We start from the raw sequence: 12,249 nt of genomic DNA, 5'->3' as shown, positions 1-12,249 counted from the left end.
CCCGCAGCGCTGAAGCGCTACGGCAAGCTCAAAACCATGTGATGGGTAAGTTCCGCGCGCTTGATGCCCATCCTGGGCAGGCGGCGGACGGCGTGACAGCGAGCGGCGAACAGCGAACGCATTAGGACAGTTCTTATGTTTTTCCAGGGAGGTGATCGCTAAGATGCGCTTTGATTTAATTTCACATTGGTTTTTACCAATGTATCTAACGCATGTTCGCTCAACTGACTGATCTTGATTTACGTCTGATTCGCGTATTCCTCGCCATCGTCGAAGCAGGGGGCGTGTCCTCGGCACAGGCCACGCTGAACATCGGCCAACCCACCATCAGCACCCAGCTCGCCACGCTCGAAACCCGGCTTGGCTACCGGCTGTGCGAGCGCGGCCGCAGCGGCTTTAGCCTGACGGCGCGTGGCGAGCAGTTTGTCGAAGCCGCACGGGCGCTGCTGGCAGCGGTCGATACCTTCGGGATGCAGGCGCGCAACGTCGGCCGCAAGCTAGTGGGTTCGCTGGATATCGGCATGATCGGACACACGCCGGTCAGTGCCAGCGCCCGCATCAGCGATGCCATCAACCAGTTTCGCGCCCGCGATCAGTCGGTCAGGTTTTCCATCCTGGTGCGCTCGCCAGGCGAGCTGGAAGAGTTGCTGCTCAAAGGCCGGATTCAGATTGCCATCGGCTACTTCTGGCACCGCGCGCCATCGCTCGAATACAGCGAAATATTTGCTGAAGAACAATTCGCCTATTGCGCGAAAAACCATCCGCTGTTCGCTGAAGCCGGCCATGTGACGCCCGCCGATGCGGCCCAGCACGAGTGGGCGTGGCGCAGCTATCCGCTACCGGAAGGCAAAAGCTCAACCACGCCCGAGAACGTGACGGCGGTCGCGGACAACATGGAAGCGGTGGCGATGCTGGTGCTGTCGGGCCGGCACCTGGGCTATCTGCCAGGGCATTTCGCCGAAAAGTACGTCCGGGAAGGTCTGCTGGCTGCGCTCAATCCTGAGCAGATGCGCTATCGCGTGGCGTTTCATATGGTGACGCGGGCGCGCCAGCACCGGACTGAAATTGTCGATGCGTTTATCGACGATCTAAACGCCGTGCATCAGTTGCACGGCCTTGAAACACTGGCGGCAGCTAGCGCTATAGCAACGAAAGCAACGGTGGCAACCACAGCCACCGCCACCGCCAGCACCGCCCCGCCGCACGCCGCCGCAACCTAGCCGTCGATCACATCCGCGCCTTTGGGCACGGAGAACTTGAACTGCCCTGCTGGCAATGGCGGGTTTTTCTGCATCTTCGAGAACGTCAACAACGTGACGTTACCGAACACGTCATGCAACTCCATCGCTTCCAGATTGCCATTGCGAAAACCGATCCCCACGCGCTGAAACTGCGTGTCGCTGGCCTTCGGTACCAGTTCAAGCCAGTCGATACCGGCTTTCACCCCCGCATCGTGCAGCGTGAAATTCTTCTCCAGATCGTTGCTGCCAAACAGAATCGCGGCTGGGCTCGCTCCTAGCGCCGCGCCCAGCTTGCGCACCGTCACCTGGTTCAAATCCTTGTCGTACACGTACAGCGTGTCGCCATCGGCTTGCAGCAGTTGCTGGTAGGGCTTTTCATAAGCCCAGATGAACTTGCCGGGCCGCGCAAACATGAACGTGCCGCTCGCGTTGCCACCCGCGGCTCGTGCCGTTCCAGCCAGCGCGGCTGATGCGCCGCTAGCGCCATTCGCGGCAGGTGCGCGCACTTCGCGCTGGGTAAACTCGCCGCGCGCCGCATGGACCTGCGCCACAAAAGCCTTGAGTTGCGCTATGCCGCTAGCCCAAACTGGCGTGCTCACTAGCACTGCGCTCGCGCACAGTGCGCTGAGCAGGTGACGGCGGAGCCCAGAACGGCTCACGTGCCCGATGAATTGCTGCATGGTGTTCTCCGTGGAAAAACCCAGTTAAAAAAACGCCGGGCGGCTCGCATGGGCCGTCCGGCTAACGGGCTGCAAACGCCCGTCTGAGCAAAACGATGTGTGATCCGCGTGAGAGCGCGACGCTTAATCGCTATCGCGCTGCGGCACGAGAATTTCCCGGTTGCCGCTGCCCGACATCGCCGATACCACGCCCGATTGCTCCATTTGTTCGAGCAGGCGCGCAGCGCGGTTATAGCCAATGCGCAGATGCCGCTGCACCAGCGAAATGGATGCACGCCGGTTCTTAAGCACGATTTCGACGGCCTGGTCGTACAGTGGATCGGATTCGCCGTCGGCCCCGCTGGCACCAGTGCCATCCGCCGAGCCTTCATCGCCCTCGCCACCCAGCCCGCCTTCCAGCAGGCCTTCGATATAGTTCGGCTCGCCGCCTTGCTCCTTGAGCCGTTGCACGACGCGATGCACTTCCTCATCCGAGACAAATGCACCATGCACCCGCATCGGCAACCCGCTGCCAGGCGGCAGATACAACATGTCGCCCATGCCCAGCAGCGACTCCGCGCCCTGCTGGTCGAGAATCGTGCGCGAATCAATCTTGGATGACACCTGGAACGCCATGCGCGTAGGCACGTTCGCCTTGATCAGCCCGGTAATCACATCGACCGACGGCCGCTGCGTCGCCAGAATCAGGTGAATGCCCGCCGCCCGTGCCTTCTGGGCGATCCGCGCGATCAGCTCTTCCACCTTCTTGCCCACCACCATCATCAAATCAGCCAGCTCGTCGATCACCACCACGATGTTCGGCAAGCGCGTGAGCGGCTCGGGTTCTTCTGGCGTGAGGCTGAATGGATTCGGGATTTTTTCTTCGCGTTTGGCGGCTTCGTCGATCCGGTTGTTGAAACCCGCGAGATTGCGCACGCCCATCTTGCTCATCAGCTTGTAGCGGCGCTCCATCTCACCCACCGCCCAGTTCAGCGCATGCCCGGCCTGGCGCATGTCGGTGACCACCGGGCACAGCAAATGCGGAATGCCTTCATAGACGCTCATTTCAAGCATCTTTGGATCAATCAGAATCATCCGCACTTCGTCGGCGCTGGCTTTGTACAGCAGCGACAGAATCATCGCGTTGATCCCAACCGATTTGCCCGAACCAGTGGTGCCCGCGACCAGCAAATGCGGCATTTTCGCCAGATCAGCGCACACCGGCTTGCCGCCGATGTCCTTGCCAAGGCCCATGGTGAGCGGCGAAGCCGCATCGGCGTACACCGCTGAGCCGAGAATTTCTGAGAGCCGCACGGTCTGACGCCGCGCATTGGGCAATTCGAGCGCCATGCAATTCTTGCCGGGAATGGTTTCGACCACCCGGATCGAGACCAGCGACAGCGAACGCGCCAGATCTTTCGCCAGATTGACGATCTGGCTGCCCTTCACGCCCGTGGCCGGTTCGATCTCGTAGCGCGTCACCACCGGCCCTGGATAGGCCGCGATCACGCTCACTTCGACGCCAAAATCCTTGAGCTTTTTTTCGATCAGGCGCGAGGTGAATTCGAGGGTATCGGCGGAGATGGTTTCCTGGGCTTCGGGGGCCGGGTCGAGCAGCGCAACTGGCGGCAAGGTGGAGTCGCCCGGCAAATCAGCGAAGAGCGACACCTGGCGTTCTTTCTCGACGCGCTCGGAGCGCGCTGGAACAGCGGCAGGAGCCACGATCATCACAGGTTCATGCTCTTCGATCCGCACCCGGCCTTTTTCGACCTTGCCTTCACGCTTGACCGCAGCGGCTTCGCCCAGACGCCGGTCGCGCCCGGCTTCGCGGCGCTGGCGCAATGAGGTGATACCGGTCATCAAGGCCTCGCCGACGCGCTCGGACAACGACAGCCACGAGAAACGGAAATACAGCGACAGCCCGATCGCCAGCAACACCAGCAGCACCAGCGTGCCACCGGTAAAACCAAACAAATGCGACACCCCGCGCGCGACCGCCTCACCGACCACCCCGCCCGGCGCACGCGGCAACGGCACCTTGAGCGACCACATGCGCAGCGCTTCGATACCCACGCTCGCCAGCAGCACCAGCGCGAACGCGAGGCCTTCGGCCAGCCAGCCATGACTGCGGGAAACGTCGTCGGGCAGCGCCTCAGAGCGGGTGATGCGGCGGTAATTAGCGACAATCCGGCGCAATAGCAGCAGCACCCACCAATAGGCGGACAGGCCGAACAGCAGCAACAAGATATCGGCGGTCCAGGCCCCTGCGCGGCCCACCCAGTTGGACAGCCGGTCGACCTGTGCGGCATGGGTCCAGCAGGGGTCATGACGGCTGTAGCTAAGAAGCGCCATCAACAGAAAGACGCCCAGTGCCACCTGGAGAATCCAGCGGATTTCGGTAACGAGGCGCGACATGCGGTGCGGCAACGCCTGTGCGGGAGCGGAATAAGGAGCTTTTGCCATTGATCCTGTGACGGAAGAAGCGCCAGTCACGGTGCGTCGAAGACACCTGGGCCTTCGCGTGAGATGGGCAATCCGGCATTGTAAACGGAGTGCCCATCTCACGCGAAGGCCCAAGCGGTAAATGACACTGACTGACGCTGACGGAATATGCCTGAAAGGTGTGCTTGAGCGGTACTTGAGCGCAATCTGAAAAAACCTGAGAACCATCTGAGCCGCGCACCTGGGCGTTCACCGGTCGCTCACCGGGCAGCGCCTCCGGCGTCGCCACTGCCACCACCACCGCCCCGAGGCTATCGCTCCGATCAGCAAGCTTCATGAGCGAAGCGCCTGCCCATCCCTTTATAATGCCCCGCGCACGCCCATCTACTGTTCCAGCCTGCCCGCGCTAGCACCACCCGGGCGGCCCGGACGTCTTTTAATGGATCTCGATCATGCCCTCCTCCCCTACGCAACACGCGAAAGTCCTGATTCTCGGCTCCGGCCCTGCTGGTTACACCGCTGCCGTCTACGCCGCCCGCGCCAATCTGGCGCCGGTGCTGATTACAGGCATGGCCCAGGGCGGCCAACTGATGACCACCACGGATGTCGAAAACTGGCCGGCCGACGCCCAAGGCGTGCAGGGCCCAGAGCTGATGGGCCGGTTTCTGGAGCACGCTGAGCGCTTCAACACCCAGATCATCTTCGACCAAATCCATACCGCCAAACTCGACGAAAAGCCCATCCGCCTGATCGGCGACTCCGGTGAATACACCTGTGATTCGCTCATCATCGCTACCGGTGCCTCGGCTCAATACCTTGGCCTGCCTTCCGAAGAAGCCTTCATGGGGCGCGGCGTCTCCGCCTGCGCAACCTGCGATGGCTTTTTCTACAAGGAGCAGCACGTCGCAGTGGTTGGCGGCGGCAACACCGCGGTTGAAGAAGCGTTGTATCTGACTGGCATCGCCAAAAAAGTCACCGTGATCCACCGCCGCGACAAGTTCCGTGCTGAGCCGATCCTGATCGACCGCCTGCTCGAAAAAGAAAAGGAAGGCCTGGTCGAAATCAAATGGAATCACGCGCTGGAGGAAGTCAAAGGCGACGATTCTGGCGTGACCGGCGTGCGCATCAAGCACACCGAAACCGGCGCAACCACCGAAGTCGACCTGCAAGGCATCTTTATCGCCATTGGCCACAAGCCCAATACCGATCTTTTCACGGGTCAGCTTGAGATGAAAAACGGCTACATCATCACCAAGTGCGGCCTGAACGGTAATGCAACGGCCACCAGCGTCCCGGGCGTGTTCGCGGCAGGCGACGTGCAGGATCACATTTACCGCCAGGCCATCACCAGCGCGGGCACCGGCTGCATGGCCGCACTCGACGCGCAACGCTACCTCGAAACGCTTCACGAGCTTGGCGGCGAGCACGTCATGAGCCACGAAGCGAATCGTTAAGCTTGACGTATGCGCGGCTTCAGCGCGGCACGCTACGGTAGCGTTGCCGCGCTGGCCCGGGCGGGTGTTTCGGGTGTTTCGGGTGTTTCGGGTGTTTCGGGTGTTTCGGGTGTTTCGGGTGTTTCGGGTGTTTCGGGTGCTACGGGTGTTTCGGGTGTTTCGGGTGCTACGGGTGCTACGGGTGCTACGGGTGCTACGGACTATGCATCAGGTACTTCGAGCTCTACCTCAAACGCGCGCAAGCCCGGGCAGCGGATATTCCGGTGCTTTTGAATACGGTTCAACCCCAGGACGATGCCGCGCATTCGACGCAAGCACACAGACACACAAGCGCACTAGCGCAGGACTAGCGCGCCCGCCAGCAGCAATCCGATGAGGGGCTTCCCATAGCCGTGTACTAAACTCACCGGTTCCACGCCCTCCTGCTGCTTGCTTCGTGCCATGCCGAAAAACCTGCCCCACCCCGCCGAACCCAAACGCCCCCGCGCCGCCAAGGTCCAGCCGAGCGTCAAGGCTGAAGCCACCACACCACTCAAGCTCGAACCTGCCGCAGGCCTCGCAGGCCTGAACGTATTGCGCAGCGCACTCAAAACCGACGCCCAGCGGCGTGAACGCGAGCGCGCCGAAGCCGCCGCCGCTGCGCGCGAAGCCAGTGCCGACGCTGATCTGTTCCGCCGCGAAGCGGGCAACGTCAAGCCGCTCAACGCTCCACCGCGCGTCGTCGCGCCCCGCACGCTGCCGCCCGCGGTGCCGCTGCAGACCCAGCGCGACGAGCAAGCGGTGCTGCACGAAGCCATTTCCGATGAATTCGACCCTGATCTGCTGCTCGATACGGACGACTCACTGTCGTACCGCCGCCCCGGTATCAGCGAAGAAGTCGTGCGCCAGATGCGGCGCGGCAAGTGGGTGGTGCAGGCGCAACTCGACTTGCACGGCCTGCGCCGCGACGAAGCACGCGAAACACTCGGCCAGTTCATCCGCGAAGCGCTCAAGAATGAGCTGCGCTGCCTGCGCGTGATTCACGGCAAGGGGCTGGGCTCGATTGGCAAGGAGCCTGTGCTCAAGGGCAAAGTCCGTTCGTGGCTGACGCAAAAAGAAGCAGTCATCGCGTTTTGCGAGGCACGCGACCACGATGGCGGCGCCGGGGCAGTGCTGGTACTGCTGCAAGGTGCCACCGCCAGTCAGCCCCCCCCCTGCGCGCCAGCGTGACGCTGTGCATCTCCCGAATCACCTCTGACTAACGCCAGTCAGCACTCCCCCGCCACGCCAGCGTGACGCTGTGGCATTGAACGGCGGTGGTGGTTAGCCGTAGCAATAGCGGCGGCATAGGCATAGGCACCAACACCGCCACAGCAAAACCAAAGGCCCTTGCATGCTGCGCCATTCATCACGGCAGCCTGCAAGGGCCTTCTTCGTTACTTACCTGCGCCAGCACGAATGCCTGAATAAGCGCGCCTCAGGCGATCCGCGCTTCATTCGATGGATCGAACAGCACCGCCTTCGACACATCGAACAGCAAGCTGGTATGAGTCAACGGCTGCGGGTTCGCCGCCGGATGCACCCGGCTCACGATGCGCTTGCCGTTCACCTGGGCGAACACCAGCGTATCCGGGCCAGTCGGCTCAATCACATCCACCTTCACCTGAATCGGCTGTAACTGGCTGCTTTCGTTGGTGTGCGCATTCCGCGCATCGGTAATACGCTCCGGACGCAGGCCGAGAATCACCTCACGGCCGACTTGCGCCTTCACCCGGCCAGGCTCGAACGGCAGACGCAGCACCTCGCGCGTCACGCCGGTATCCAGCTCCAGCCCGATGCCCGCGCCCTGCTCCACCAGCTTGCCCTGGATGAAATTCATCGGCGGCGCGCCGATAAAGCCCGCCACGAACAAATTGGCCGGTGAATCGTAAATCTCCTGCGGCGCGCCAAACTGCTGCACCACTCCATCTTTCATCACCGCAATCCGGTCACCCAGCGTCATCGCTTCGATCTGGTCATGCGTCACGTACACCGTGGTACGGCCCAGACGCTGATGCAGCAGCTTGATTTCCGAGCGCATCTCGATGCGCAGCTTGGCATCGAGATTCGACAGCGGCTCATCGAACAAGAACATCACCGGATCACGCGCCAGCGCGCGGCCCATCGCCACCCGCTGCCGCTGGCCACCGGAAAGCTGACCCGGCTTGCGCTCCAGCAGATGCTGGATTTGCAGCATGTTCGACACGCGTTCGACGATCTGGCTTTGCTCCGCCTTCGGCACTTTGCGGATGTTCAGCCCGAACGAGATGTTCTCGCGCACCGTCATCGACGGATAGAGCGCGTAAGACTGGAACACCATCGCTATATCGCGGTCTTTTGGCGAGAGGTCGTTGACGCACTTGCCGTCGATATGAATTTCGCCGCTGGTGACGGTTTCGAGCCCCGCGATCATGTTGAGCAGCGTTGACTTGCCGCAGCCCGAACCGCCAACGAGGATCAGGAATTGACCGTCTTCAATATCAATGTTGACGCCCTTCAGGACCGGCACCCCATTCGGGTAGGTCTTGTACACGTCACGGATGGAAAGGCTTGCCATGCTGTGAATCCTTATGTCTCGAAGACTGCTTCGTGGGTTCGTGGGTGAGTACCGTCACACGGAACTTTTTTTCTGCTTTGCGACGCGAGGTATGGCAGATGCAGGAGGCCGGCGCACGCGCTTTTAGCCCGCTTTTAGCCCTTCACCGCGCCAGCGGTCAGGCCGCGCACAAAATAACGCCCGGCCACCACATACACCAGTAACGTCGGCAACGCGGCAATGATCGCCCCGGCCATATCGACGTTGTATTCCTTGACGCCGGTCGAGGTATTCACGAGGTTATTCAGCGCCACCGTAATCGGCATCGAATCGACCCCGGAAAACACAATGCCAAACAGGAAGTCATTCCAGATCTGGGTGAATTGCCAGATCAGGCACACCATGAAAATCGGCAGCGACACCGGCAGCAAGATCTTCGTGAAGATGGTGAAAAACCCTGCACCGTCAATGCGCGCCGCCTTCACCAGTTCAGCCGGAATGCTCACGTAAAAATTACGGAAAAACATCGTGGTAAATGCAATGCCATACACCACGTGCACCAGCACCAGCCCGCCCGTGGTATTGGACAAGCCCAGATAGCCCTGCAAGCGCGCCATCGGCAGCAAGATGGCCTGGAACGGAATAAAGCAGCCCACCAGCAGCAGCGTGAAAATCAGATCCGCGCCGCGAAAACGCCAGTGCGTCAGCACATAGCCATTGAACGCGCCGATGATCGACGACAACAGCACCGCCGGAATCACCATACGCACCGAATTCATGAAGAACGGCTCCATACCATCGCAGCGCACACCCGTACATGCTTCACTCCATGCCTTGACCCAGGGGGCAAAGGTGAAGTGCGTCGGCGGGGTCAGCAAATTACCGTGGCGCAACTGATCGAGGTCTTTAAACGACGTCGAGAGCATCACGTAAAGCGGAAACAGAAAATACAGGGCAAACAGGAACAGTGCCGCGTATATGACCGCGCGGCCGATGGTCATCTTAGGCTGCATTGCGGGTGCTCCTTGATTCCAGATACATCAGCGGCACCAGCACCGCGACGACGGTGAGCAGCATCATCATCGACGACGCCGCGCCCAGCCCCAGTTGCCCGCGATTGAACGAAAACGTGTACATGAACATCGCTGGCAGCGACGACGACGTACCCGGCCCGCCAGCGGTGAGCGCCACCACCAGGTCGAAAGTCTTGATCGTGATGTGGCAGAGAATCAGCAGCACCGAGAAAAACACCGGCCGCATGCTGGGAATCACGATCTTGCGGTAGATCATCGGCAGCGTCGCGCCATCCACCTGGGCGGCCTTGAAAATCTCGCTGTCAACCCCGCGCAGACCCGCCAGGAAAAGCGCCATCACAAACCCGGTGGACTGCCACACCGCCGCTATCACAACGCAAAAAATAGCCTTGTCAGGGTCGCCCAGCCAGCCAAACGAAAAGCTGGTCCAGCCCCAGTCGTGCAGCACTTTTTCGACGCCCAGCGCGGGATTCAGAATCCATTGCCAGGCTGTGCCCGTGACGATGAACGACAGCGCCATCGGGTACAGAAAAACCGCGCGCAAAGCGCCTTCGTTGCGAATCTGCTGGTCCAGCAAAATCGCCAGAAACAGCCCCAGCCCGACGCACACCCCGATAAACGGAATGCCGAACCAGCCGAGATTGGCCGCTGAGGTCCACCAGACATCGTTATCGAAGAGTTCGGCATAACGGCCAAAACCCGCGAACTCATAACGCGGCATCAGCCGTGAGTTAGTCAGCGATAAAAAGCCTGTGACCAAAATGAAGCCGTACACAAACACGAGGCTCATGACAATGCTGGGTGCCAGCACCAGCTTCGGCACCCAGCGGTCAGCCAGCGCTGCCAGCGGCGAGGCGCGGCGGCCAGGCGCTGCTGGACGAGGCACTGTATTTTTCCCGTTGCCGCTCAGAGAAACACTCACGACTCAACTCCTGAAGCTATGCGGCGCACGATGCCGCCGCTCACGCGGGCAGGCATCTGCGGTGCGGATAAATCGGGTGGGGAAACCTCTCGCACCTGGCGTGCGTGACATGGGCTTGTCCTGTCTTGCCACGCCATGCCATGCCATGCCACGCACAGTGCGATACATGGTGCTTCGTGCGGGCTTACTTCGTTCTGGCTGCTTTCGCCAGCGCCTGCACGGCACTCTTTGAGTCCTGCGTCGAGTTCATGAACTTCGTCACGACATCGGTGATCGCGCCAGCGGTGGCATCCGCCTGAGCCATCCCGTGTGCCAGCGAAGGCACATAGCCGCCCGACTTGAGCGCGACCTGTTCATCGGCATAGGCCTTCTTCGCGCAATCGTCGAACTTGTCCATCGGCACGCCCAGACGCACGGGGATCGAACCTTTGTTCAAGCTGAACTGCTCCTGGAAGGCAGGCGACATGATGGTTTTAGCCAGCGCCAGTTGGCCCGGCGTAGCCGAGTTCTGTCCTTTTTGCTGGAAGAACACGAATGAATCGACGTTGAAGGTGAACGAACCCGCCGTGCCCGGCACGGCTGCACAGATGTAATCCGTGCCTGACTTCTTGTGCGCGCCGGCGAACTCACCCTTGGCCCAGTCGCCCATGAACTGCATCCCGGCCTTGCCGTTAATCACCATCGCGGTTGCCAGGTTCCAGTCACGCCCCGTGCGGCCGTTATCGAAATACGACTGGATTTTGCGCACGGTATCGAACACCTGGATCATCCGGTCGGATGTCAACGTTTTCGGATCGAGGTCAACCAGAGCTTTTTTGTAGAAATCCGCGCCCTGCGACAGCACCACGTCTTCCCACAGCGTCAGATCCTGCCAGGGCTGGCCACCTGCGGCCACCGCGACGATGCCAGCGGCTTTCATCTTGTCGGCGACCTGGAAGAATTCAGTCCAGTTTGCCGGCACCTTGCCGCCCGCCTTATCGAGCGCCGCCTTGTTGATATAGAGCCAGTTCACCCGGTGCACCGAGAACGGTGCGGCCACGTAGTGGTTATCGGCATGCACGATCTTGTCGATTTCAGGCGGCAGGTTTTTCTTCCAGTCGGCCGTCACTGAATCAATCGGCACCAGCACGCCCTGGGCGGCCCATTCCTGAATCAGCGGACCCTTGATTTGCGCCGCGCTTGGCGCGTTGCCCGAAATCACCTGGGTCTTGAGCGCCGTCATCGCCGCCGCGCCCGCTCCACCAGCTACCGCGAAATCCTTCCATGCGTAGCCTTCTTTCTGCATGTCGTTCTTGAGCACGCCAACCGCTTTGGATTCACCGCCAGACGTCCACCAGTGCAGCACCTCGATGGATTCAGCCGCCTGCACCGCTGATACGCTGAACATCAGACCTGCGGCGCACAACGCACCCATGATTGCACGGACTTTCATTGCTTATCTCCTCCAGACACCTGAACAAAACAGAACGAATCGCCCCCGAAAACGCCAGGGTGCGGTGGATAGGTCAAGCAGGCACAACAACGGACGCGCGCGCGTCCGTGCGCCAGGCCAGCAGAACGGCCGCCCGACGAAATGACGCACAACAGATGAGGGGGGTGAAATACAACAGGCTGTCTCCTCTTTTTTCAGCATGGCCGTCAGTCGTGTGGCGCGGCAAGTGTGGCCTGCGCGGCAGCGGACATGCTGTCAGACGTTTTTAGTCTCAAAAACAATCACAAAAAAGACGCTGAAAACGAACTGCCGTTTCAGCGTCAACCTGGTTCGGGCTAGCGGTTGAATGAAGAAGGAATCATCTGGCCACCGCTGGCACGACCGGCTTTGTCTTGTATGCGGGCGCTGATTCAGTCAGGCAAACGACTGAATTAGCGCTAGCTCTTGGATTTGAATTGTAGTTAAACTACAATTCAGTGTCAAAAAATATTTTATCGGACTACGGCCGCGT

The 12,249-nt window shown here is 60.6% G+C and carries 10 protein-coding genes; 4 read left to right on the top strand and 6 right to left on the bottom strand.

Features of this window, described 5'->3' with window-relative positions; all coding sequences use genetic code 11:
• The first annotated feature begins 212 nt into the window (after nucleotides 1-212).
• A complete protein-coding gene (locus GH656_RS04480; protein ID WP_153074780.1) occupies nucleotides 213-1,220 on the top strand; it encodes a LysR family transcriptional regulator in 1,008 nt (335 codons plus the stop codon).
• Here GH656_RS04480 and lolA read toward each other — a convergent pair.
• Both lolA and GH656_RS04470 read right to left on the bottom strand, forming a co-directional pair.
• Nucleotides 1,217-1,921: an outer membrane lipoprotein chaperone LolA gene (lolA, locus tag GH656_RS04475; protein WP_153074779.1), complete on the bottom strand. Its 705-nt coding sequence runs from the start codon at nucleotides 1,919-1,921 to the stop codon at nucleotides 1,217-1,219. The genes GH656_RS04480 and lolA overlap by 4 nt on opposite strands.
• 123 nt (nucleotides 1,922-2,044) lie before the next feature.
• Nucleotides 2,045-4,363 carry a DNA translocase FtsK gene (locus GH656_RS04470; protein WP_153074778.1) on the bottom strand — a complete coding sequence of 773 codons (2,319 nt, stop codon included), beginning with the start codon at nucleotides 4,361-4,363 and terminating at the stop codon, nucleotides 2,045-2,047.
• A 431-nt stretch (nucleotides 4,364-4,794) separates the two neighbouring features.
• Between GH656_RS04470 and trxB the strand changes: the two genes are divergently transcribed.
• The 3 genes from trxB (at nucleotide 4,795) to GH656_RS04455 (ending at nucleotide 7,005) form a co-directional block, all read left to right on the top strand.
• Nucleotides 4,795-5,796, top strand: coding sequence for a thioredoxin-disulfide reductase (gene trxB / locus GH656_RS04465; RefSeq protein WP_153074777.1), 1,002 nt, complete (start codon nucleotides 4,795-4,797; stop codon nucleotides 5,794-5,796).
• A 9-nt stretch (nucleotides 5,797-5,805) separates the two neighbouring features.
• Entirely contained in the window at nucleotides 5,806-6,069 is a 264-nt protein-coding gene (locus tag GH656_RS04460) for a hypothetical protein (protein ID WP_153074776.1), read from the top strand.
• 168 nt (nucleotides 6,070-6,237) lie between these two features.
• Nucleotides 6,238-7,005 carry a Smr/MutS family protein gene (locus tag GH656_RS04455; protein ID WP_153074775.1) on the top strand — a complete coding sequence of 256 codons (768 nt, stop codon included), beginning with the start codon at nucleotides 6,238-6,240 and terminating at the stop codon, nucleotides 7,003-7,005.
• 247 nt (nucleotides 7,006-7,252) lie between these two features.
• Here GH656_RS04455 and GH656_RS04450 read toward each other — a convergent pair whose 3' ends face one another.
• The 4 genes from GH656_RS04450 to GH656_RS04435 form a co-directional block, all read right to left on the bottom strand.
• Complete coding sequence (locus tag GH656_RS04450) at nucleotides 7,253-8,371, bottom strand: ABC transporter ATP-binding protein (RefSeq protein ID WP_153074774.1); 1,119 nt, start codon at nucleotides 8,369-8,371, stop codon at nucleotides 7,253-7,255.
• A gap of 134 nt (nucleotides 8,372-8,505) precedes the next feature.
• Nucleotides 8,506-9,363, bottom strand: a complete 858-nt coding sequence (locus tag GH656_RS04445) for a carbohydrate ABC transporter permease (RefSeq protein WP_153074773.1) — start codon at nucleotides 9,361-9,363, stop codon at nucleotides 8,506-8,508.
• Complete coding sequence (locus GH656_RS04440; RefSeq protein WP_246184203.1) at nucleotides 9,353-10,306, bottom strand: carbohydrate ABC transporter permease; 954 nt, start codon at nucleotides 10,304-10,306, stop codon at nucleotides 9,353-9,355. Before GH656_RS04440 ends, GH656_RS04445 begins: the two co-directional genes overlap by 11 nt.
• A 184-nt stretch (nucleotides 10,307-10,490) precedes the next feature.
• Complete coding sequence (locus tag GH656_RS04435; protein WP_153074772.1) at nucleotides 10,491-11,738, bottom strand: ABC transporter substrate-binding protein; 1,248 nt, start codon at nucleotides 11,736-11,738, stop codon at nucleotides 10,491-10,493.
• Between the last annotated feature and the right edge of the window lie 511 nt (nucleotides 11,739-12,249).

Source organism: Paraburkholderia bonniea (genome assembly GCF_009455625.1).
Taxonomy (GTDB): Bacteria; Pseudomonadota; Gammaproteobacteria; order Burkholderiales; family Burkholderiaceae; genus Paraburkholderia; species Paraburkholderia bonniea.
This window is presented reverse-complemented; position numbering and strand designations above follow the sequence as displayed.

Coding starts and splice junctions, on each gene's coding strand:
- lolA (WP_153074779.1), bottom strand. CDS start 1,921: ATGCAGCAATTCATCGGGCACGTGAGCCGTTCTGGGCTCCGCCGTCAC.
- trxB (WP_153074777.1), top strand. CDS start 4,795: ATGCCCTCCTCCCCTACGCAACACGCGAAAGTCCTGATTCTCGGCTCC.
- GH656_RS04450 (WP_153074774.1), bottom strand. CDS start 8,371: ATGGCAAGCCTTTCCATCCGTGACGTGTACAAGACCTACCCGAATGGG.
- GH656_RS04445 (WP_153074773.1), bottom strand. CDS start 9,363: ATGCAGCCTAAGATGACCATCGGCCGCGCGGTCATATACGCGGCACTG.
- GH656_RS04460 (WP_153074776.1), top strand. CDS start 5,806: ATGCGCGGCTTCAGCGCGGCACGCTACGGTAGCGTTGCCGCGCTGGCC.
- GH656_RS04435 (WP_153074772.1), bottom strand. CDS start 11,738: ATGAAAGTCCGTGCAATCATGGGTGCGTTGTGCGCCGCAGGTCTGATG.
- GH656_RS04480 (WP_153074780.1), top strand. CDS start 213: ATGTTCGCTCAACTGACTGATCTTGATTTACGTCTGATTCGCGTATTC.
- GH656_RS04455 (WP_153074775.1), top strand. CDS start 6,238: ATGCCGAAAAACCTGCCCCACCCCGCCGAACCCAAACGCCCCCGCGCC.
- GH656_RS04470 (WP_153074778.1), bottom strand. CDS start 4,363: ATGGCAAAAGCTCCTTATTCCGCTCCCGCACAGGCGTTGCCGCACCGC.